Origin of the sequence: uncultured Reyranella sp. (assembly GCF_945957355.1) — a bacterium.
Lineage (GTDB): Bacteria > Pseudomonadota > Alphaproteobacteria > Reyranellales > Reyranellaceae > Reyranella.
Genome location: NZ_CAMFKM010000003.1, coordinates 203,724 through 224,374 on the forward strand (window position 1 = coordinate 203,724; position 20,651 = coordinate 224,374).

20 protein-coding genes are annotated in these 20,651 nt (G+C 66.0%); 7 read left to right on the plus strand and 13 right to left on the minus strand.

The window, feature by feature from the left end; all coding sequences use genetic code 11:
* Nucleotides 1–2 precede the first annotated feature (2 nt).
* Complete coding sequence (locus Q0Q48_RS06650; protein WP_295135807.1) at nucleotides 3–479, plus strand: (2Fe-2S)-binding protein; 477 nt, start codon at nucleotides 3–5, stop codon at nucleotides 477–479.
* A complete protein-coding gene (locus Q0Q48_RS06655; protein ID WP_295135809.1) occupies nucleotides 476–2,752 on the plus strand; it encodes a xanthine dehydrogenase family protein molybdopterin-binding subunit in 2,277 nt (758 codons plus the stop codon). The genes Q0Q48_RS06650 and Q0Q48_RS06655 overlap by 4 nt, the downstream gene beginning before the upstream one ends.
* 52 nt (nucleotides 2,753–2,804) lie before the next feature.
* On the opposite strand, the gene Q0Q48_RS06660 is transcribed toward Q0Q48_RS06655, so the two are convergent.
* The 9 genes from Q0Q48_RS06660 to Q0Q48_RS06700 all read right to left on the minus strand — a co-directional run bounded on the left by Q0Q48_RS06660 (nucleotide 2,805) and on the right by Q0Q48_RS06700 (nucleotide 12,798).
* Entirely contained in the window at nucleotides 2,805–3,554 is a 750-nt protein-coding gene (locus tag Q0Q48_RS06660) for an SDR family NAD(P)-dependent oxidoreductase (protein ID WP_295135812.1), read from the minus strand.
* Nucleotides 3,555–3,564: 10 nt separating this feature from the next.
* Nucleotides 3,565–5,028, minus strand: a complete 1,464-nt coding sequence (gene purF, locus Q0Q48_RS06665; RefSeq protein WP_295135815.1) for an amidophosphoribosyltransferase — start codon at nucleotides 5,026–5,028, stop codon at nucleotides 3,565–3,567.
* A 46-nt stretch (nucleotides 5,029–5,074) separates the two neighbouring features.
* On the minus strand, nucleotides 5,075–5,722 hold the full coding sequence (locus tag Q0Q48_RS06670; RefSeq protein WP_295135818.1) for a CvpA family protein: 648 nt from the start codon (nucleotides 5,720–5,722) through the stop codon (nucleotides 5,075–5,077).
* Nucleotides 5,723–5,735: 13 nt separating this feature from the next.
* A complete protein-coding gene (radA, locus tag Q0Q48_RS06675) occupies nucleotides 5,736–7,199 on the minus strand; it encodes a DNA repair protein RadA (RefSeq protein ID WP_295135820.1) in 1,464 nt (487 codons plus the stop codon).
* Nucleotides 7,200–7,201: 2 nt separating this feature from the next.
* Nucleotides 7,202–7,975 (minus strand): ATP-binding cassette domain-containing protein, encoded by a 774-nt coding sequence (locus Q0Q48_RS06680; RefSeq protein WP_295135822.1) that lies wholly within the window; start codon nucleotides 7,973–7,975, stop codon nucleotides 7,202–7,204.
* A 14-nt stretch (nucleotides 7,976–7,989) separates the two neighbouring features.
* On the minus strand, nucleotides 7,990–8,769 hold the full coding sequence (locus Q0Q48_RS06685) for an ABC transporter permease (protein WP_295135825.1): 780 nt from the start codon (nucleotides 8,767–8,769) through the stop codon (nucleotides 7,990–7,992).
* Nucleotides 8,766–9,935: an alanine racemase gene (gene alr / locus Q0Q48_RS06690; RefSeq protein WP_295135828.1), complete on the minus strand. Its 1,170-nt coding sequence runs from the start codon at nucleotides 9,933–9,935 to the stop codon at nucleotides 8,766–8,768. The genes Q0Q48_RS06685 and alr overlap by 4 nt, the downstream gene beginning before the upstream one ends.
* A gap of 9 nt (nucleotides 9,936–9,944) precedes the next feature.
* Nucleotides 9,945–11,471, minus strand: a complete 1,527-nt coding sequence (locus tag Q0Q48_RS06695) for a replicative DNA helicase (RefSeq protein ID WP_295135829.1) — start codon at nucleotides 11,469–11,471, stop codon at nucleotides 9,945–9,947.
* 88 nt (nucleotides 11,472–11,559) lie between these two features.
* Nucleotides 11,560–12,798, minus strand: a complete 1,239-nt coding sequence (locus Q0Q48_RS06700) for a cyclopropane-fatty-acyl-phospholipid synthase family protein (RefSeq protein ID WP_295135832.1) — start codon at nucleotides 12,796–12,798, stop codon at nucleotides 11,560–11,562.
* Nucleotides 12,799–12,973: 175 nt separating this feature from the next.
* Between Q0Q48_RS06700 and Q0Q48_RS06705 the strand changes: the two genes are divergently transcribed.
* Nucleotides 12,974–14,008, plus strand: a complete 1,035-nt coding sequence (locus Q0Q48_RS06705; RefSeq protein ID WP_295135835.1) for a Fe(3+) ABC transporter substrate-binding protein — start codon at nucleotides 12,974–12,976, stop codon at nucleotides 14,006–14,008.
* Here Q0Q48_RS06705 and Q0Q48_RS06710 read toward each other — a convergent pair.
* From Q0Q48_RS06710 to rpsF, 4 genes are all read right to left on the minus strand, one after another.
* On the minus strand, nucleotides 13,983–15,620 hold the full coding sequence (locus tag Q0Q48_RS06710; RefSeq protein ID WP_295135837.1) for an iron ABC transporter permease: 1,638 nt from the start codon (nucleotides 15,618–15,620) through the stop codon (nucleotides 13,983–13,985). The two genes, Q0Q48_RS06705 and Q0Q48_RS06710, sit on opposite strands and share 26 nt — an antisense overlap.
* Before the next feature lie 82 nt (nucleotides 15,621–15,702).
* The gene (gene rplI, locus Q0Q48_RS06715; RefSeq protein WP_295136338.1) at nucleotides 15,703–16,347 is read right to left on the minus strand and encodes a 50S ribosomal protein L9; all 645 of its coding nucleotides are present in this window, start codon (nucleotides 16,345–16,347) and stop codon (nucleotides 15,703–15,705) included.
* A gap of 21 nt (nucleotides 16,348–16,368) precedes the next feature.
* A complete protein-coding gene (rpsR, locus tag Q0Q48_RS06720) occupies nucleotides 16,369–16,602 on the minus strand; it encodes a 30S ribosomal protein S18 (RefSeq protein WP_295135841.1) in 234 nt (77 codons plus the stop codon).
* Nucleotides 16,599–17,051, minus strand: coding sequence for a 30S ribosomal protein S6 (gene rpsF / locus Q0Q48_RS06725; protein ID WP_295135844.1), 453 nt, complete (start codon nucleotides 17,049–17,051; stop codon nucleotides 16,599–16,601). Before rpsF ends, rpsR begins: the two co-directional genes overlap by 4 nt.
* A 237-nt stretch (nucleotides 17,052–17,288) precedes the next feature.
* Here rpsF and fabD point away from each other — a divergent pair, with 237 nt between their 5' ends.
* The 4 genes from fabD to fabF all read left to right on the plus strand — a co-directional run bounded on the left by fabD (nucleotide 17,289) and on the right by fabF (nucleotide 20,647).
* On the plus strand, nucleotides 17,289–18,230 hold the full coding sequence (gene fabD, locus Q0Q48_RS06730; RefSeq protein ID WP_295135847.1) for an ACP S-malonyltransferase: 942 nt from the start codon (nucleotides 17,289–17,291) through the stop codon (nucleotides 18,228–18,230).
* Nucleotides 18,231–18,242: 12 nt separating this feature from the next.
* Nucleotides 18,243–18,983, plus strand: coding sequence for a 3-oxoacyl-[acyl-carrier-protein] reductase (gene fabG / locus Q0Q48_RS06735; protein WP_295135850.1), 741 nt, complete (start codon nucleotides 18,243–18,245; stop codon nucleotides 18,981–18,983).
* 133 nt (nucleotides 18,984–19,116) lie between these two features.
* Complete coding sequence (locus tag Q0Q48_RS06740) at nucleotides 19,117–19,356, plus strand: acyl carrier protein (RefSeq protein WP_295135853.1); 240 nt, start codon at nucleotides 19,117–19,119, stop codon at nucleotides 19,354–19,356.
* A 34-nt stretch (nucleotides 19,357–19,390) separates the two neighbouring features.
* A complete protein-coding gene (gene fabF / locus Q0Q48_RS06745) occupies nucleotides 19,391–20,647 on the plus strand; it encodes a beta-ketoacyl-ACP synthase II (protein WP_295135856.1) in 1,257 nt (418 codons plus the stop codon).
* Nucleotides 20,648–20,651 lie beyond the last annotated feature (4 nt).

Genomic DNA, 20,651 nt, shown 5'->3' on the forward strand with positions numbered 1-20,651 from the left:
CCATGGCAAAGCTTCACGTCTCCACGACGATCAACGGCGAGCCGCAGGAATTCCTCTGCGATGCCGACCAGAGCATGCTCGACGTGCTGCGCGGGCCGCTCGGCCTGACCGGCGCCAAGGAAGGCTGCGGCACCGGCGACTGCGGCGCCTGCACCATCACCCTGAATGGACGCATCGTCTGCTCCTGCCTGATGCTGGCGGCCGAGGCCGAGGGGCAGAAGATCGGCACCATCGAGGGCATGGCCGGCGAGGATCTGCATCCGCTACAGCAAAAATTCCTCGAGTCGGCGGCGCTCCAATGCGGCATCTGCACGCCGGGCGTCCTGATGGCCGCCAGGGCGCTGCTCGAGAAGAATCCCGATCCGACCGAGCACGAAGTCCGGTTCTGGCTGGCCGGCAACCTGTGCCGCTGCACCGGTTACGACAAGATCATCCGCGCCGTGATGGAAACCGCTGCCGAAATGAGGGCCGCACGATGAGCACGACTGGGAGCACCGACACCGCCAACGACAACAAGTGGATCGGCAAGCGCACGATCCGTCCCGATGGCGCCGACAAGGTGACGGGCCGTGCGGCCTACGCCGCCGACACGACCATGCCCGGCATGATCTGGGGCAAGGTGCTGCGTAGCCCGCATCCGCATGCGCGCATCAAGTCGATCGACACCAGCAAGGCGGAAGCCCATCCAGGTGTGAAGGCCGTGATGACGGCCAAGGACATCGTGAACTTTCCGATCGAGAAGTCGGTGATGCTGGGCATCCAGGACATGCGCTGGATGTGCCGCAACGTCATGGCGCGGGAGAAGGCGCTGTTCGCCGGCCATCCCGTCGCGGCGGTCGCGGCGACCACGGAAAAGATCGCGGCGGAAGCCTGCAAGCTGATCGAGGTCGAGTACGAGGTTCTGCCGTTCGTGATCGACGTCGAGGAGGCGATGAAGCCCGACGCGCCCATCCTGCACGACTTCATCAAGTACAAGGACAAGCCCTCGAACATCGCGGGCACCCTGGAGCACAAGCTCGGCGACGTCGGCGAGGGCTTCGCCAAGGCGGACGTCGTCATCGAGCGCAGTTTCCGTACCCAGCCGGTGCATCAGGGCTATATCGAGCCGCACGCCTGCCTGGTCAGTGTCTCCGACGGCAAGGCCACGATCTGGAGCTCAAGCCAGGGCCAGTTCATGGTCCGCGCCATGTGCGCCTACCTGACGGGGCTGCCGCAGAACGACATCCGCGCAATCCCGGCCGAGATCGGCGGTGGCTTCGGCGGCAAGACCATCATCTACCTGGAGCCGCTGGCCCTGATCCTGGCGAAGAAGTCCGGTCGCCCGGTGAAGATGACCATGAGCCGTGCCGAGGTCTTCCATGCCTCGGGCCCGACCTCGGGCTCCTACAGCACGGTCAAGCTGGGTGCCACCAAGGACGGCAAGCTGGTGGCCGCGCAGGGCACTTTCTGCCTGCAGGCCGGCGCACTGCCGGGCTCTCCCATCCGCGGCGCGGCGGGCTGCGCCTTTGCACCCTACGATATCCCGAACGTGCACTCGTTCGGTTACGACGTGGTCTCCAACCGCTCGAAGGTCGCGGCCTACCGCGCGCCCGGCGCGCCGATCGGTGCCTATGGCGTAGAGTGCGTCATGGACGAGATGGCCGAGGCGCTGAAGATGGATCCGCTGGACTTCCGTCTGAAGAATGCGGCGAAGCAGGGCACCAAGGCCGCGCACGGGCCAGTCTATCCGCGCATCGGTTTCGTCGAGACGATCGAGGCGGCGAAGAAGCACGCGCACTACACGACGCCGCTGCCCAAGGCCAGGAAGGGCATGCTGTACGGCCGTGGCGTGGCCTCGGGCTTCTGGTTCAACGCCGGCGGCGAATCGAGCGCGCAGGTCAACATCAACGAGGACGGTACGGTGGTGGTGATCACCGGTCATCCCGACATCGGTGGCTCTCGCGCCTCGACCGCCAACATAACCGCCGAGCTCCTCGGCATCGACTACAAGAAGGTCTCGGTGCTGATCGGCGACACCAGCGTCATCGGCTTCAGCAACCTGACCGGCGGCAGCCGCGTGACCTACGCCTCGGCCATGGTCGTGACGCACTCGACGGAACGGGTCATCACCCAGCTGCGCGAGCGTGCGGCCAAGATCTGGAAGATCGATCCCGACGCGGTCGTGTGGGAGAACGGCGAGGCCCGTCCGGCCGGCGACAATGCCGGCAAGTTCGAGCCGCTCAGCCTCGGCCAGATCGCGGCCCAGGCCAGCGCCACCGGTGGGCCGATCGGCGCCGGCCAGCAGCTCAACACGACGGGCGCCGAAGGCGGATTCGCCACGCACATCTGCGACGTCGAGGTCGACCCCGATCTCGGCATCGTGCGCGTGCTGCGCTACACGGCCTTCCAGGATGTTGGCCGCGCCATCCATCCCAGCTATGTCGAAGGACAGATCCAGGGCGGCGCAGCGCAGGGCATCGGCTGGGCGCTGAGTGAGGAATACATCTTCAACAAGGAAGGCAAGCTCGATAATCCGAGCTTCCTCGACTACCGCATGCCGGTCAGCTCCGACCTGCCGATGCTGGATTCGGTGATCCTCGAGATCCCAAATCCGAAACATCCCCAGGGCGTGCGCGGGGTCGGCGAGGTGCCACTGGTGCCGCCGCTGGCTGCCGTGTCGAACGCGATCTACGACGCGCTCGGACGCCGTTTCTACAGCCTGCCGATGTCGCCGCCGAAGGTTCTGGCAACGATGGACATGGCCGCCGAGTAGGAAAGAAGAATGTTCGGCCGGTCAAACCGGCCGGACTGGAGCAGCAGCGCCCTTAATTGACGCTCGGGCGGTGCTGCAGGGCCTGGTCGCCGGCGACCCATTCGCCGTTCAGCATGCAGTTCGGCATCGCCAGCTGGATCAGCGATTCGCCGTGCGCCTCGGGCGGGATCTGCTGGGCCTCGTCCTCACCCGGAAAAGCCTCGCGGCGCATGAAGGTGCGCATCGGGCCCGGGTTGAAGAGGTTGACCTTCACCGGCGTGTGCGCGACTTCGGCGGCATAGATGCCGACCATCATGTCGAGCGCCGCCTTGCTCGTGGCATAGGCGCCCCAGTAGGGGATGATCCGGCGCGAGGCGCCCGAGGTCACGAAGATGGCGCGGCCGGCATCGGAGCGGCGCAGCAGCGGGTCCATCGAGCGGATCAGACGCCAGTTGGCGGTGACGTTCACCGCCATCACCTGCTCGAAAATCTTGGGCTCGAAATGGCCCATCGGCGAGAGCGTGCCGAGGATCGCGGCATTGCCCAGCAGCACGTCGAGGCGGCCGAAGCGGTCGAACAGCGCCTGGCCCAGCCGGTCGATGCCCGGACCGTCGGTGACGTCGAGCGGCACAAGCGTGGCTGTACCGCCGACGGCCTTGATGCGGTCGTCGACTTCCTCCAGGCCGCCCACCGTGCGGGCGACGAGCACGCAATGCGCGCCTTCCCGGGCATAGGCGAGGGCGGCTGCCGCACCGAGGCCGCGCGAGGCACCGGTGATCAGCGCAACGCGTCCGGCGAGGCGGCCGACGGCGGCTTCGGTCATCGATGGGAACTCAGGCCGATTCGACGAGGAGGGAGAGCTGGCGATCCTCGACGCCGGTGACGTCGTCGAGGTCGATCGGATAGTCGCCGGTGAAGCAGGCGTCGCAGAAGGCCGGATCGGCTGCGTCGCGCCCCGGCAGGCCCATCGCCCGATAGAGGCCGTCGATCGAGACGAAGGCCAGCGAATCGACGCCGATGAACTTCGCCATGCCGGCGACGTCGTAGCGGGAAGCCAGCAACTTGTCCTTGTCCGGTGTGTCGATGCCGTAGAAGCAGGGATCGGTGGTCGGTGGCGCCGCGATGCGCATATGCACTTCCTTGGCGCCGGCATTGCGCACCATCTCGACGATCTTCATCGAAGTCGTGCCGCGCACGATCGAATCGTCGACCAGGATCACGCGCTTGCCCTCGATGTGGGCGCGGTTGGCATTGTGCTTCAGGCGCACGCCGAGATGGCGGATATGGTCGGCCGGCTCGATGAAGGTGCGCCCGACATAGTGATTGCGGATGATGCCGAGCTCGAACGGCAGGCCCGACTGGGCAGCATAGCCGATCGCCGCAGGCACGCCGGAGTCCGGAACGGGCACGACGACGTCGGCCGGGACAGGATTTTCCTTGGCCAGTTCCATGCCGATGCGCTTGCGCGCGTCGTAGACGCCGATGCCTTCGACTTTCGAATCGGGTCGCGCGAAGTAGATGTGCTCGAACACGCAGAAGCGGCGCTTCTGTTTGGCGAACGGCTTGATGGAGCGCAGGCCGTTGCCGTCCACGATCACGATCTCGCCCGGCTCGACGTCGCGTACGAAGCGGGCGCCGATGATGTCGAGCGCACAGCTTTCGGAAGCCAGCATCCAGGCATCATCGAGACGGCCGATCACCAGCGGGCGCACACCCAGCGGGTCGCGCACGCCAATCAGGGCTTCGTTCGTCAGCAGCAGCAGCGAGTAGGCGCCCTTGACCCTGCCCAACGCATCAATCAGCCGGTCGACGACGGTTGAGTAATTGGAGCGGGCGATCAGGTGATTGATGACTTCGGTATCGGTGGTCGACTGGAACAGGCAGCCGATCCGCACCAGTTCCTTGCGCAGGAGGTAGGCGTTGGTGAGGTTGCCATTGTGCGCCAGGGCGAGCCCGCCGAAGTCGAAGTCGGCGAAGATCGGCTGGATGTTGCGGTCCGAGGAACCACCCGTCGTGGCGTAGCGGTTGTGGCCGATCGCCGAGTAGCCGACCAGCTTCTCCATGACGGCCTGGGTGCCGAAAATGTCGCCGACCAGACCGGCGGCGCGATGATTGTGGAAAACCCGGCCATCGAAGGTGACGATACCGGAGGCTTCCTGGCCGCGATGTTGCAGGGCGTGCAGGCCCAGCGCGGTATGAGCGGCGGCATCGGACGTTCCGTAGATGCCGAACAGCGCACACTCCTCGTGAAACTTGTCCTCGAGGGTGTCGTCGGAGCGTTTCGGGGTGCTAAGCACGGCGGGGTTATAGCTGGGGTGTCGCCCCAAGGCTATCAAGGATCGTTCACTGCGGCGGTTTGGTTTCGCCCGGGGCTGCCGGGGCGGTCGACGGCGCCGCCGGGGTCGCGGGAGCCGTGGCCGGCGCCGCGTCCGACGGGGCAGGCGATGTCCGTGTCGGCGCCGTAATCACGCCGCTTTCCATTCCCGGCCGCTGCAGGCGGTTGCGGAAGCCCGTGGGAAGATGCGGTTCGACGAAGGTCGCCATTTCGCGGATCATCGGGAAGCTGGCCGCACCCTCGACGGCGGGCGGCAGCTGACGCGGGCCCAGATAGCCGTAGAAAAGGAAGGCCGTGCCCATGGCAGCCCAGGCGCACAGCACGCCGAAGCCTGCTCCGAGGATCTTGTCGGGCTTGCCGAGCGGGCTCGACCGGATCGAGCGGGAGAGCACGCTCGTCAGCATGATCAGCACGATCAGGGCGGCCACGAAGACGACCAGCAGGGAGATGAAATACGAAAGCTCGGCGCTGCCGACGACTTTCAGGACCTCCGGCTCGACGACCTTGGAGAAGCGCCAGGCCACCCAGCCCGCGGCGATCCAGGAGGCGATGAACAGGACTGCATGGGCAAAGCCCGTGGACAGGCCGATCACCGCCCCGAAAACGGCGATGGCGATCACGGCGACATCGAAAACGGTAATTCCCAGCTGTTCCATCGACCCTGTTGCCCTAGTCCTGATCCTGATCGCGGCGACGGCCCCCGGACCCTTCGGGGGACCCCTCGCGCCGGCCACGTTTTAGTGGCCGATCGGCCGGTTGGAAACGCGCCACAAGGTCCGACAGATGCTCAATTTCGTCAATGGCGATGCCCTCGGGCGCGCGCGGGGCAGGCCCCGATCCGCTGCGAACCTGCGGTATGAGTGCACTTCGGAAGCCGAGCTTGGCCGCTTCCCGCAACCGGGCTTCGCGCTGCCCGACCGGCCGGACCTCGCCGCCGAGTCCGATTTCCCCGAACACCACCATGTCGCCCGGCACCTGCTCGTCGGCGAGCGAGGAGATGACGGCGGCGGCCACGGCGAGGTCGGCGGCAGGCTCGCCGATCCGCAGCCCGCCCGCCACGTTCAGGTAGACATCGTTGGCGCCGACCGTGACCCCGCAACGGGCCTCCAGCACGGCCAGAACCATGGCGAGGCGGTTCGAATCCCAGCCGACGACGGCACGGCGCGGTGTGGCGAGCGACGAGGGGCTCACCAGCGCCTGGATCTCGACCAGGACCGGCCGCGTACCCTCGATCCCGGCGAAGACACAGGCGCCCGAGACGTGGCCGCGTCGCTCCGCGAGGAACAGGGCCGAGGGATTGGCGACGTCCGAAAGGCCGCGGTCCGACATCTCGAAGACGCCGATCTCGTCGGTCGGGCCGAAGCGGTTCTTGACCGTGCGCAGGATGCGGAACTGGTGGCCGCGCTCGCCCTCGAAATAGAGCACCGTGTCGACCATGTGCTCGAGCACGCGCGGGCCTGCGATGGCGCCGTCCTTGGTGACATGGCCGACCAGCAGCACGGCGATGCCGCGACGCTTAGCGAGTTCGACCAGCGCCTGCGCCGAGGCACGCACCTGGGTGACCGTGCCCGGGGTCGAATCGACAGTGTCGAGCCACATAGTCTGGATCGAATCGATCACCGCCACCTTCGGTGCGTCCGGCCGCTCCAGCGAGGCCACGATGTCACGCACCGACGTCGCGGCGACCAGCTGCACCGGCGCGTCGGCCAGTCCCAGCCGCTCGGCCCGCAGCCGCACCTGGTCGACAGCCTCTTCGCCCGAGATATAGGCGCAGGCGGTGTTCTGTTTGGCAAGTGCCGCCGCCATCTGCAGCAACAGGGTCGACTTGCCGATACCCGGATCGCCGCCGATCAGCAGCGCCTGGCCGACGACCAGACCGCCGCCGCACACCCGGTCGAATTCGTTGATGCCGCTCCTGAGGCGCGGCGGCTGCGGCGTCGAGCCGGTGAGTCCCGTGAAGTCGAGCAGCCGGCCCTTGCCGCCGCGCGCCAGTCCGCCCCCGGCAGGACCCGGTGCGGGCGCGGATTCCTCGACGATCGTGTTCCACTCACCGCAGGACTCGCAGCGGCCGCTCCACTTGGTCGTCACGGCGCCGCAGGCTTGGCAGACGTAGCGTTTGAGCGGCCGGGCCACGGTCAGAGTTTCCGGACCTGCATCCGGATCGGACCCTCTGCCCGGCCGTGGATGAACTGGTCGACATGGGCGTTGCCGGAGCGGTCGATGTCGGCGACCGGGCCCTGCCAGATCAGCTTACCCTCGTGCAGCATGCCGATGCGATGGCCGATCTTGCGGGCGCTGGCCATGTCATGGGTGATCGAGATCGCCGTGGCGCCAAGGTCGCTGACGCATTTCACGATCAGGTCGTTGATGACGTCGGCCATGATCGGATCGAGGCCGGTCGTCGGCTCGTCGAAGAAGATGATCTCGGGCTCGCGGGCGATGGCGCGGGCGAGCGCCACGCGCTTCTGCATGCCGCCCGACAGTTCCGACGGAAAGAGCTCGCCGATCTCCGGGCCCAGACCGACCGCGCCCAGCTTGGCGACGGCGACTTCGCGGGCCTGTTCGACGGGCATGCCGTCGCTCTGGATGGGGCCGAAGGCGACGTTCTCCCAGACGCGCAGCGAATCAAACAGCGCACCGCCCTGGAACAGCATGCCGAACTTGCGCATGACACGCGCCCGACTGCGGTCGGTGAGGTCCTTCGTCTCCTCTCCGTCGATCTTGATAGAGCCGTTGTCCGGCCGCATCAGGCCCAGGATACATTTCAACAGCACCGACTTGCCGGTGCCCGATCCGCCTATCACGACCATCGACTCGCCCGGCCCGACGTCGAGGTCGATTCCCTGCAGCACCTTCTTGGGCCCGAAGGCCTTGGTGACGCCGCGCAGCGAGATCTTGGGGGAGGCCATGAGGTGGGAGCCGATCAGCGCGCGAAGAAGGCTTCGGTGATGAAGTAGTTGAAGGTCAGGATCAGAATCGAGGCGGAGACCACCGCGTTGGTGGTTGCCATCCCGACGCCCTGGGCGCCGCCGCGCGACGTGTAGCCGTGGTAGCAGCCCATCAGCGTGATGAGGAAGCCAAACACCGCCGCCTTGACGAGGCCGGAGAAGACATCCTGGAACTGCAGGAAGTCGAGCGTATTGCGCAGGTAGGCCGCGTCGTTGAAATCGAGCTTGTAGACGCCCACCAGGAAGCCGCCCAGCACGCCGATGATGTCGGCGATCAGGACGAGGACTGGCAGCGTGATGATGCCCGCGATCAATCGCGGGACGACCAGATACTTGAACGGATTGGTGGAGAGCGTCGTGAGCGCATCGATCTGCTCGGTGACGCGCATGGTGCCGATCTCGGCGGCCATGGCCGCGCCAACGCGGCCGGCCACCATCAGGCCTGCCAGCACAGGGCCCAGCTCGCGGGTCAGCGAGACCACGACGACATTGGGAATGGCGCTTTCGGCGGAGAAGCGCGCGAAGCCGGTGTAGCTCTGCAGTGCCAGCACCATGCCGGTGAAGATCGCGGTGAGGCCCACCACGGGCAGCGAGTAGTAGCCGATCTCCATGATCTGCCGCAGGATCTGCCGGCGGTACCAGGGCGGCTGCACGGCCTGCCGGAGGGCCTGGAAGGCGAAGGCCGTCACACTGCCGATCGCCTGCAGGAAGGCGAGCGTCATGCGCCCCAGGACTGTCACCAGCGGAATGGTCATGCCGTCTCTCCCGCGTCTTCGGCCGGGCCGCCGGCATAGCCGTCGAAATAGGCACGGTAATAGCGCCGGCCAAGCGCGGTCATGATCTCGTAGGCATTCGTCCGTGCGTGGTCGGCGAGATCGTCGGGCGTGAGGTGCGGCCCCAGCACCTCGACCATGGCGCCGGGCTGGCAGTCGGCTTCGGGCACGTCGGTCGTATCGATGGTCACGAGGTCCATGGAAATACGGCCGACTACGGGTACGCTGTGTCCCGCGAGATGCACGTGGGTGCGGTTGACGAGGTTGCGGAAATAGCCATCCGCATACCCCAGCGCAATCGTGGCGATCCGGCTCGGGCGCGCCGAGCGCCAGGCGCCGCCGTAGCCGACCGTCTGGAACGCATCGATCCGGCGGGTCTGCAGGATATGGGCGCGCAGGGTCACGACGGGCAGCATCGGGTTCGACTGGCCGGGCAGGGGATTGATGCCGTAGAGCGCCGCGCCGGGGCGCAGCAGGTCGAAATGGTAGTCCGGGCCCAGGAAGATGCCCGAGGAGTTCGCAAGCGAGGTCGGCGCACCGGGCATTGCCCGCACGAAGGTGCGGAAGCGCGAAAGCTGCTCGCCATTGACCGGGTTGGACGTCTCTTCCGACGCCACGAGATGGCTCATGATCAGGGCGAGCCGCAGGCCGCGCAGCCGGCCGCGCTCGTTGATCAGGACTTGCGCGTCCTCTGCGGAAAAGCCCAGCCGGTGCAGGCCGGTGTCGAGATGCACGACGGCGTCGAGCGCCTGGTTGAAGCGCTGGGCGGCGGCCCGCCAGACATTGAGCTGCCCCAGGTGATTGAGAACCGGGATGAGACGGTGCTCGACGAAGTCGGGCTCCGTGCCGGGAAGAAGTCCGTTCAGGACATAGATCGGCGGCTCCGGAAGGACGCGTCGGAGCGCAATCCCCTCGTCGATATGGGCCACGAAGAAGTGCCGGCAGCCCTCCGCCGCCAGCCGGGCGCCGACCACGGCGGCGCCGGTGCCGTAGGCATCCGCTTTCAGGACGGCGGCACAGTCGACCGGGCGGCCGGTGGCACGACCGGCGTCGCGCAGCCCGCGCCAGTTGGCCGCGATTGCGCCCAGGTCGATGGAAAGGATCGCGCCGGCCCGTCGGGCCGCGTCGTCGTCGCCGGAAATTGACACGTCTTGACCTTAGAACTCCGGGACGGGGCCGTCAGCACCGACATCGAGGTTGCCGAACTTCGTGAACTGGCCTTCGAACGACAGGCGCACGATGCCTGTAGGTCCATGGCGCTGCTTGGCGACGATGACCTCGGCCTTGCCGTAGGTCTCCTCGCAACGCTGCTTCCAGGCATCGTGCCGCTCGTTGAACTTCTGGTCGCTCTCCTCGGCGCGCCGCGCAGGCTCGGTGCGGGTCAGATAGTATTCCTCGCGGTAGACGAACATGACGACGTCGGCGTCCTGTTCGATCGAGCCCGATTCGCGAAGGTCGGCGAGCTGGGGGCGCTTGTCCTCGCGCTGCTCCACGGCGCGGGACAGCTGCGACAGGGCGATCACCGGAACGTCCAGTTCCTTGGCGAGCGTCTTCAGGCCGCGGGTGATTTCCGAAACCTCCTGCACGCGGTTCTCCTGCCGACTCTTGCCCGACGGATTGAGGAGCTGGAGGTAGTCGACGATGATCAGGCCGAGGCCGTGCGTCCGCTTCAGCCGGCGGGCACGCGTACGCAGGGCGGCGATGGACAGCGCGGGCGTGTCGTCGATGAAGAAGTTGAGGTGCTCGAGTTCGTGGCTGACATTCAGCACCCGGTCGAATTCGGTGCTGTTCATCTCGCCCTTGCGGATCTTTTCGGAGGAAAGTTCGGCCTGCTCCGACAGCATGCGGGTCGCGAGCTGTTCGGCGGACATTTCCAGCGAGAAGAAGCCGACTACGGCGCCATCCACCGCCTTGGGGTGACCTTCGACGATTTCCTCGCGATAGGCCTTAGCGGCGTTGAAGGCGATATTGGTCGCCAGCGCGGTCTTTCCCATCGACGGGCGGCCGGCAAGGATCAGGAGGTCGGACCGGTGCAGGCCGCCCAGCAGCTGGTCGAGCTGAACCAAGCCGGTGGCCACACCCGTGAGCTTGCCCTCGCGGCCATAGGCTGCCTCGGCGGCGGTCATGGCCTCCGTCAAAGCGAGGCGGAACGGCTTGAAACCGCCTTCGGTCTGGCCGGTCGTCGCAAGGTCGTAGAGTTTCTTCTCGGCAACCTCGATCTGCTGGAGCGCGGTCTCGTCGACGTCGCCGGAGAAGGCGCCGTTCACGACGTTCTCGCCGAGATCGATCAGCTGGCGGCGCAGGTAGAGATCATGGACGGCGCGCCCGAACGCGGCGGCGTCGATCACATGCACAGAAGCTGCGGCGAGGCGGGCAAGGTAGGCCGCGCCGCCGGCTTCCTTGATGGCGGGATCCTGCTCGACATAGGTCTTGAGCGTGACGGCGCTCACGACCTGGCCGCGCTCGATCAGGCGCGACAGTGAATCGTAGAGTTTTCCGTGCGACGGGTCGGCGAAATGTTCGGGGCGCAGGAACTCCGCCACGCGCTGGTAGGCGGCATTGTTCACCAGGATGGAGCCGAGCAACGCCTGCTCCGCTTCGAAATTGTGCGGCGGCTCCCGCAGGCGCGCATCTTCGGTGCCGGGCAGGCGCGTGACGTTCGAGGACTCTTTCACTGGCTCCATCGGATTGTCTTTGCCCAAGATGGGAGGGGGATCACAGTGCAAAGAATGTCGGGCGCCCGCTTATCCAGAGCGTAGCGAGGATACCTTGCTACTCGGCCGCCATGGACCCTGCAACGTTCTTCAGGCGTTCTTCGGCCGCCATATAGTCGCGCGTGAGGGGCACGGCATCCTGCCGCCGGGCGATCTGTATCTGAAAGACCATCTGGTTCATGTACCGGAAGGCCACTTCGCAGCCCGCCAGATAGAACTCCCACATCCGGCAGAATCGATCGTCGTAGCCGGCGAGCTGCTTGATCTGTTCGCGGTTGGCCAGGAAGCGCTCGCGCCACAGACGCAGCGTCTCCGCATAATGCAGGCGCAGCACCTCGATGTCGGTCACCCAAAGACCGGCCTTCTCGATCGCCGCCAGGACCTCCGAGAGGGCGGGAGTGTAGCCGCCGGGAAAGATGTACTTGCGGAGCCACGTGTTGGTGCCGCCCGGTGGCTCCATGCGGCCGATCGAATGCAGCAGCATCACGCCATCGTCCGCCAGCAGCTCCTTCACCTTCGTGAAGTATTCGAGATAGTGAGCGGAGCCGACATGCTCGAACATGCCGACCGAGACGATGCGGTCGTAGCGACCCGGCTCCTCGCGATAGTCGAGTAGCTTGAAGCGGACCTTGTCAGCGACACCCTCGTCGGCGGCGCGGCGGCTCGACACGCCATGCTGCTCACGCGAGAGGGTAACGCCGGTGACGTCGACGTCGAAGGCGCGGGCGAGGTAGAGACCCATGCCGCCCCAACCGGACCCGATGTCGAGCACCTTCTGGCCGGGCCTGAGCATGAGCTTGGCGGCGATGTGCGCCTTCTTGTCCGCCTGGGCGGTCTCCAGGGGCTCGTTGCCGGTCCGGAAGTAGGCGCACGAATACTGGCGGTCGCGGTCGAGGAAGAAATCGTAGAGTTCGCCCTTCAGGTCGTAGTGGTGCGCGACGTTCTTCTGGGCCTTGCCGACGGGATTGTAGTGCTCCAGCACGCGCAGCCACCGTTGCAGCGCGTAAGACCAGCGCATCAGGGCCGTGGAATCCACGGCGGCCATGTTGCGCCCCAAGAGGTCGAGCAGGTCGTAGAGATCTCCCTGCTCAACGGTCAGTCGGCCGTCCATGTAGGCCTCGCCCAGCGCGAGCCGGGGCCGCAACGCCAGGCGGATGCCAGTCCACCAGTCGTGGACCCGGATGGTCACCGCGGGACCGGCTTTTGCGCCCTTGATGTGATGCGACCGACCGGCTTCATCGATGATGGTCAGTCGGCCTTCACTCACGACCCGGGCAAGGACCTGCGCCAGCAGCACGACGGATTACTCCGAGTTGTCGTTCTGCAAATGTTAATCCCATCCGCTTTTTCGACGCAAAGGGGTGGTTGGGCAAAATTTGCAGTAGGTCGATGTGAATAAATCGCATTTGAATTGCCATTATGCACTTCGGGTGATATCGGCCAATGATACTCACTCGCATCGGAGGAAGACCGTGAAGAGACGTGCGCTCGTGAAGGCTGGCCTGGCGTTTGGCTCCGGTGTGTTCATCGCCCGGCGGGCCTCGGCCCAGGGCGGGACGCTCAATCTCTATTCGGCGCGCCACTACAAGACCGACGAGGCCCTGTACGGCAATTTCGCCGATCTCACCGGCGTCAAGATCAACCGCATCGACGCTGAACCCGATCCGCTCATCCAGCGTCTGCGCACCGAAGGCGACAAGAGCCCGTGCGACGTGTTCATCACCGTCGACGCCGGCCGCATCGAGCGCGCCCGGGAGATGGGGCTGTTGCAGGTGACCGACTCACCCGTGCTTGCGAAGGCGATCCCGGCGCACCTGCGCGATCCCGACAACACCTGGTTCGGTTTCTCCAAGCGCGCCCGCATCATCGTCTTCAACAAGGAGAAGATGCAGGCTGCAGCCGGCCCGCAGAACTACGAGGACCTCGCCGACCCGAAGTGGAAGGGCAAGGTCCTGATCCGCTCCTCGGGCAACATCTACAATCAATCGCTTACCGGTTCGATCCTCGCGGCCGATGGTCCGGAGAAGACCGAAGCCTGGGCGAGGGGCGTCGCTGCCAACCTGGCGCGGCCGCCGCGCGGTGGCGACACCGACCAGATCAAGGCCGCTGCAGCAGGCGAGGGCGACGTCGCCGTCGTGAACACCTACTACTTCGTGAACCTGATGCGCTCGACCAAGCCGGAAGACCGCGAGATCGCCGCCAAGCTGGGGGTGATCTTCCCGAACCAGGCGAACCGCGGCACCCACGTGAACCTGAGCGCAGGTGGTGTTGCCAAGTATGCGCCGAACAAGCAGGCGGCGGTCAAGTTCCTCGAGTATCTGGTCTCGCCTGAGGCCCAGAAGTATTTCGCCGACGGCAATTCGGAGTATCCGGTCGTGGCCTCGGTCGAGCTCTCACCGGAGCTCAAGTCGCTCGGTACGTTCAAGGAGGATCAGCTCAACGCCCGCGTCTTTGCACAGAACAACGCCGAGGCGCTGAAGATCATGGACCGGGCCGGCTGGAAGTGAGGCGTCCTGACGCCGCCACGGTGCGGCTCAGGAGGATCACCGGCAGCAGCGACACGATGACGATGAGAATCGATCCGACGGCCGCCTGGGCAAGGCGTTCGTCGGATGCGAAGCGGTAGACCCCGATAGCCAGCGTGTCGAAGTTGAAGGGCCGGATCAGCAGGGTCGCCGGAAGCTCCTTCAGGACCTCCACGAAGGCGACGATGCCGGCCGTCAGGGCCGGCGCCCGCAGCATCGGCAGATGGATACGCCACAGGACGTCACGTGGCCTGGCACCGAGGATCCGTGCGCTCGCATCCATGGCGGGATCGATCGCCGCAAGTCCGGGTGCGACGTTGGCCATGCCGACGGCGAGAAAGCGAACCGTATAGGCGAGGATCAGGGCGAAGGCGGTGCCGCTCAGCAGCAGGCCGGTGGGAATGCCGAGCACCTGCCGCGAGAGCAGGTTGAGGCCGCGATCGGCGAATGCCAGCGGAAGCAGGACACCGACGGCGATGACGGCGCCGGGGATGGCGTAGCCCAGTGATGCGAAAGCAATGGTGCGGTGGAGCAGTCGGCGTCGGACGAGACGTCCGGCGTAGCTCAGGAATACCGCAAGGCCGACGATGATTGCGGCTGCGACCGTCGCCAGGGTCAGGCTGTTCAAGGCATCGCCGATGAATTGCCGGTCGGTCACCAGAACCCCGGACGACAGGGCGAGCTGCGCGAGATGTGCCGTTGGCACCACGAAGCCGAGCAGGATGGGCAGGGCGCAGGCGGCGAACGCGGCGAGGCCCGCGGGCGGCGTAAGCCGTACCGGCTCGGCGACGAAGCGCAGGTTCGAGGCGATCGTGAACCCCGCCCGTCCGCGTGACCGGTACTCCAGCGCGACGAGGGCAACCGCGATCAGTATCAGGACCATGGAGAGCTGTGCGGCTCCCTCGCGGTTTCCCATGCCGTACCAGGTTCGGTAGATCGCGGTGGTGAAGGTGTGAATGCCGTAATACTGGACGGTGCCGAAGTCGGCGAGGGTCTCGAGCAGCGCGAGGGCCGCGCCTGCGGCGATGGCCGGCCGGGCGAGCGGCAGGCCGATTCGCAGGAAGGTGCGCCAGGGTCCGTTGCCGAGGATGCGGCTCGCCTCGAGCAGCGACTGCGACTGGGCAAGGAACGCTGCGCGCGCGGCAAGATAGACGTAGGGGTAGAGGACCAGCGTAAACAGCAGGGCAACGCCCTGGGATGAGCCGAAATCGGGGAACCAGTAGTCGCCGCGTCCCCATCCCATCGCGGCGCGCAGCGCCGACTGCAGCGGACCGGCGAAGGTCAGCAGGTCGGCGTAGGCATAGCCGATGATGTAGGTCGGCATGACCAGCGGCAACAGCAGCGCCCACTGCAGCATCCGGCTTCCGGGAAACCGGCATGTCGTCACGAGCCAGGCCGTGCCCGTCCCGATCACGACGGTACCGAGGCCGACGCCGACCAGCAGGACGATCGTGTTGCCCACGATGTCGCGAAGCTGGGTCTCGGCGAGATGTCGCCAGAGCTCGCCCTGGTCGCTGAAGAGGCTGGAGGCGACGCCCAGAAGCGGCAGCGCAACGACGGCCGCCACGGCGAGGGCGCCGAGGCGCCAGATCATGGAAGCACCAAAAGAAAACGCATGCCACCGCGGTGCGATGGCATGCGTTCGAAGAGCCGTGCGGTGCCTGTCGGCACGCGCGTTACTTCTGGTCGGCTGGCGTTTCCTCGGCCGCAGCCTCGGCGGTCTCGCCCTCGGCAGCCTCGGCAGCCTCGGCCGACTTGGCCTCGAACAGCGCGGCAGCCTGGTCGGCCGCACGCTGGGCGGCTTCCGCCGCCTCCATGGCCGCACGCTCGGTCTCGGCGACCAGCTTGCCACCCTTGGCGAGGAACTCGGCCTCGTCGGCCGAGCGGGCGACCAGCACGGAGATCTCGACCACGACTTCCGGATGGAGGTGGATCTTGATCTTGTGCTCGCCCAGCGCCTTGATCGGCTTGTCGAGTTCGACCTGGCTGCGCTCAATCTTCACGCCCTGGGCGGCTGCGCCGTCGGCGATGTCGCGCGAGGTGACCGAACCGTAGAGCTGGAGCGCCTCGGAGGCCTGACGAATGATGGAGACCTTGAGGTCGCTCATCTTTGCGCCGACCGCTTCGGCTTCCTGACGGCGCTCGAGATTCTGCGCCTCCAGGACCTTACGCTGCGATTCGAAGTACGAGATGTTGTCCTTGGTCGCGCGCAGGGCCTTCTTCTGCGGCAGGAGGAAGTTGCGGGCGAAGCCGGGCTTCACCTTCACAACGTCGCCCATCTGGCCGAGCTTCGGCACGCGCTCGAGCAGGATGACGTTCATCGGCATGATTGCGTCTCCCGATTAGGCGATGAGGTAAGGCAGGAGCGCCAGGAAGCGGGCGCGCTTGATCGCCTGGGCGAGTTCGCGCTGCTTCTTGGACGAAACCGCCGAGATACGGCTCGGTACGATCTTGCCGCGCTCCGAAATGAAGCGCTGCAGGAGACGCACGTCCTTGTAGTCGATCTTCGGCGCGTTCGCGCCGGAGAACGGGCAGCTCTTGCGGCGGCGGGTGAACGGACGACGCTGGGCGCTCATGCTTCTTCTCCCGTGTCAGAGGCGGTGGCGGCGGCGCCCTCGTCGCCGAAGCGCGAACGCTCGCGACGCGGCGGGCGATCGCCCCAGCGGTCGCCACGATCGCCGCCCGGACGGTCGGACTTCTCGGCGCTTCGAACCATGACGGCGGACGGGCCCTCTTCGAGTTCGTCGACGCGCACGGTCATGTAGCGGATGATGTCCTCGTTGATCGACATCGTGCGCTCCAGCTCCTTCACCGCCGCCGCCGGGGCGTCGATGTTGAGCAGGGTGTAGTGACCCTTGCGGTTCTTCTTGATGCGGTAGGTCAGCGAACGCAGGCCCCAGTACTCCTTCTTGGAGACGGTGCCGCCCAGGCTGGCGACCAGTTCGGAGAACTGGGTGGTCAGAGCCTCCACCTGCGTCGTCGCAACGTCCTGACGCGCAATGAAGACATTCTCGTAGAGTGCCATGTAGATTTGGCTCCTTATGGCTGTTAGCGACCCGGAGTTCCGAGGAACCGGCCGGATCTAGCCGCCCCATCGCGGAATGCATCGGGGCGGCAAGGAGATCGGGGCCGACTGAGGCCCCGAAGAGGGGCGGTTATACAGGCAAGCGGCCTGAAAGCAAGTATTCCCCGCGCGGCTTGACTGCGTTGGTTACCCCGGTATGACTGCCGCAATTCGAGCCGAAATCAGGGGAAAACGCGCATGAGTCGGGCTTTTGTCTTTCCGGGACAGGGATCGCAGGCCGTCGGCATGGGAGCCGACCTCGCCGGCGCCTTCGCCACCGCCCGGGAGGTCTTCGGTGAAGTCGACGAGGCGCTGAAGCAGAATCTCTCGAAATTGATGCGCGAGGGCCCGGAGGGCGATCTCGTTCTGACCGAGAATGCGCAGCCCGCCCTCATGGCCGTCAGCGTCGCGGTCGTCCGGATCCTGGAAAAGGACGGGGGCAAGCCGCTCCCGTCGCTCGCAGCCTATGTAGCGGGCCATTCGCTCGGCGAGTATTCGGCGCTTGCCGCCGCCGGCGCCCTGACGCTGGCCGATGCCGCCCGGCTGCTGAAGCTGCGCGGACAGTCGATGCAGAAGGCCGTACCGGTGGGTGTCGGTGCCATGGCGGCCCTGCTCGGGATCGAGCTGGAGCCCGCGCAGGAAGCCTGCAAGGAAGCCGCCCAGGGTGAGGTCGTCGCGGTCGCCAACGACAATGGCGGTGGCCAGATCGTGGTGAGCGGCCACAAGAGCGCCGTGGAACGGGCCGTCGAGGCGGCCAAGTCGCGGGGCTGCAAGCGTGGCATGATGCTGCCGGTGAGCGCCCCCTTCCATTGTCCGCTCATGCAGCCGGCTGCCGATGCGATGAAGGTCGCACTGGAGGAAGTGGTGCTGATACCGCCGCGCGTGCCGCTCGTTTCCAACGTACTGGCTTCGGAGCTCAGCGACCCCGATTCCATCAAGCAGCGGCTAGTGGAACAGGTCACCGGCCTCGTTCGTTGGCGCGAAAGCGTCCAATATATGAAGACCAAGGAGGTCGACGCCCTGGTCGAATGCGGCTCCGGTAAGGTCCTGTCGGGGCTCGTGAAGCGCATCGACAAGGACATGACCGGCGTGGCCCTGAACACGCCGTCCGACATCGAAGCCTTCCTCAAGACGGCATAAGGAGAGAGTGCCATGTTCGATCTGACCGGCAAGGCAGCTCTCGTGACGGGAGCGTCCGGGGGAATCGGCGGGGCGATTGCACGCGCGCTGCACAAGCAAGGTGCGACCGTGACCCTGTCGGGCACGCGCGCCGAAGCCCTGGAGCAGCTCAAGGCCTCGCTCGGCGAACGCGCGCACGTGGTCGCGGCGAAGATGGATGACCCCGCCGACATCGACCGGCTCGCCAAGGAGGCGGAGGCCGCGATGGGCGGCAAGCTCGACATCCTGGTGAACAATGCCGGGATCACGCGCGACAACATCTCGATGCGCATGAAGGACGAGGAGTGGGAGAAGGTCCTGCAGGTGAACCTGACCGGGACTTTCCGCCTGACCCGTGCGGCGATGCGGGGAATGATGAAGCGCCGCTTCGGGCGGGTCATCAACATCACCTCGATCGTCGGCGTCACCGGCAATCCGGGCCAGGCGAACTATGCGGCCGCGAAGGCTGGTCTGATCGGCATGTCGAAGTCGCTGGCGCAGGAGCTGGCGTCGCGCGGCATCACGGTGAATTGCCTAGCGCCCGGTTTCATCGCCACGCCGATGACCGATGTGCTGACCGACGACCAGAAAAAAGCCATCCTGGGGCGCGTGCCCGCCGACCGGCTCGGGACTCCCGAGGAGATTGCGGCCGGCGTGGTCTATCTCGCCAGCGACGAGGCCGCCTACGTCACGGGCCAGACGCTGCACATCAACGGCGGGATGGCGATGATCTGAGGGACAGGCTTACAAGTGCCTGATTCTGTGGGCTTTCCGGACCTAGCCAATGGCACGGGAGCTATGTTAAGAGCGCGACATTCGCCAACCCCCTGGCGACCGGAATTTTTGGATACACGGGAAGGACAAGACAATGAGCGATATTGCCGAGCGCGTTAAGAAGATCGTCGTCGAACATCTCGGCGTCGAGGCCGCGCAGGTCAAGGAAGAGGCCAAGTTCATCGACGATCTGGGCGCGGACAGCCTCGACACGGTCGAGCTGGTGATGGCGTTCGAGGAAGAGTTCGGCATCGAGATCCCCGATGACGCGGCGGAAAAGATCCAGACCGTCGGCGACGCCATCGGCTTCATCAAGGGCACCGCGAAATCCTGATCTCCACCGGTTCCTGCAAGAGGAAAGGCGGAAGATGAGGAGAGTTGTCGTTACCGGCATGGGGATGGTGACGCCGTTGGGTGACGGCGTCGACACGAACTGGCGCCGCCTGATGGCGGCGGAGTCCGGCATCCGATCGATCCAGGCTTTCGACACGTCCGACCTCGCGACCAAGATCGCGGGCGAGGTGCCCCAGGGCGACAAGGCGAACGGCCACTTCAACGTGGACGATTACCTTGCACCCAAGGAGCAGCGGAAGCTCGACAAGTTCATCATTTTCGGAATCGCGGCCGCCCAGCAGGCGGTGGAGGATTCCGGCTGGATGCCGCAGGACGAGGAAGGTCTGAACCGGACCGGCGTCATGATCGGCTCCGGGATCGGCGGCCTGCAGACGATCTACGAGACGTCGCTGACATTGAAGGAGCGGGGGCCGCGTCGCGTCAGCCCGTTCTTCATTCCCTCGGCGCTGATCAATCTCGTCTCGGGGCAGGTCTCGATCAAGTATGGCTTCAGGGGCCCCAATCACGCCGTCGTCACCGCCTGCGCCACGGGCGCCCATGCCATCGGCGATGCGGCGCGGTTGATTCAGCTTGAGGATGCCGACGTGATGGTGGCGGGCGGCGCCGAGGCCGCGATCTGCCGCATCGGCATCGCGGGCTTCAATGCCTGCAAGGCGCTGTCGACCGACTTCAACGACACGCCGACACAGGCATCGCGTCCCTGGGACAAGAAGCGCGATGGCTTCGTGATGGGCGAGGGAGCGGGCTGCCTCGTGCTTGAGGAATACGAGCACGCCAGGAAGCGTGGCGCCAAGATCTATGCCGAGATCCTGGGCTACGGCCTGTCGGGTGACGCCTATCACATCACGGCTCCGTCCGAGGATGGCGATGGCGCGTTGCGTGCCATGAAGGCGGCGCTGAAGCGGGCCAATCTCGGCACCGACCAGATCGACTACGTGAACGCGCACGGCACGTCGACGATGGCCGATGTGATCGAGCTGGGCGCCGTGAAGCGCGCCTTCGGCCAGGACGTCTACAATCTCTCGATGTCGTCGACCAAGTCGGCGACCGGCCATCTGCTGGGCGCCGCCGGCGCGATCGAGGCGATCTACTCCATCAAGTCGCTGATCGAGCAGGCCGTTCCGCCGACCCTCAACCTCGACGAGCCGGACGAAGGCTGCGATATCGATCTGGTTCCCAAGCAGGCCAAGCAGCGCAAGGTCCGCCATGCGCTGAGCAACTCGTTCGGGTTCGGCGGCACCAACGCATCGCTGATCGTGGGCCCCGTCTGATCAT

Excerpts from the sequence above, each read along its gene's own strand:
- fabF (WP_295135856.1), top strand. The coding sequence starts at position 19,391 with ATGAGGAGAGTTGTCGTTACCGGCATGGGGATGGTGACGCCGTTGGGT.
- Q0Q48_RS06660 (WP_295135812.1), bottom strand. The coding sequence starts at position 3,554 with ATGACCGAAGCCGCCGTCGGCCGCCTCGCCGGACGCGTTGCGCTGATC.
- fabG (WP_295135850.1), top strand. The coding sequence starts at position 18,243 with ATGTTCGATCTGACCGGCAAGGCAGCTCTCGTGACGGGAGCGTCCGGG.
- rpsR (WP_295135841.1), bottom strand. The coding sequence starts at position 16,602 with ATGAGCGCCCAGCGTCGTCCGTTCACCCGCCGCCGCAAGAGCTGCCCG.
- rpsF (WP_295135844.1), bottom strand. The coding sequence starts at position 17,051 with ATGGCACTCTACGAGAATGTCTTCATTGCGCGTCAGGACGTTGCGACG.
- Q0Q48_RS06680 (WP_295135822.1), bottom strand. The coding sequence starts at position 7,975 with ATGGCCTCCCCCAAGATCTCGCTGCGCGGCGTCACCAAGGCCTTCGGG.
- Q0Q48_RS06685 (WP_295135825.1), bottom strand. The coding sequence starts at position 8,769 with ATGACCATTCCGCTGGTGACAGTCCTGGGGCGCATGACGCTCGCCTTC.
- rplI (WP_295136338.1), bottom strand. The coding sequence starts at position 16,347 with ATGAACGTCATCCTGCTCGAGCGCGTGCCGAAGCTCGGCCAGATGGGC.
- Q0Q48_RS06650 (WP_295135807.1), top strand. The coding sequence starts at position 3 with ATGGCAAAGCTTCACGTCTCCACGACGATCAACGGCGAGCCGCAGGAA.
- Q0Q48_RS06670 (WP_295135818.1), bottom strand. The coding sequence starts at position 5,722 with ATGGAACAGCTGGGAATTACCGTTTTCGATGTCGCCGTGATCGCCATC.
- Q0Q48_RS06740 (WP_295135853.1), top strand. The coding sequence starts at position 19,117 with ATGAGCGATATTGCCGAGCGCGTTAAGAAGATCGTCGTCGAACATCTC.
- Q0Q48_RS06710 (WP_295135837.1), bottom strand. The coding sequence starts at position 15,620 with ATGATCTGGCGCCTCGGCGCCCTCGCCGTGGCGGCCGTCGTTGCGCTG.
- fabD (WP_295135847.1), top strand. The coding sequence starts at position 17,289 with ATGAGTCGGGCTTTTGTCTTTCCGGGACAGGGATCGCAGGCCGTCGGC.
- Q0Q48_RS06655 (WP_295135809.1), top strand. The coding sequence starts at position 476 with ATGAGCACGACTGGGAGCACCGACACCGCCAACGACAACAAGTGGATC.
- Q0Q48_RS06695 (WP_295135829.1), bottom strand. The coding sequence starts at position 11,471 with ATGGAGCCAGTGAAAGAGTCCTCGAACGTCACGCGCCTGCCCGGCACC.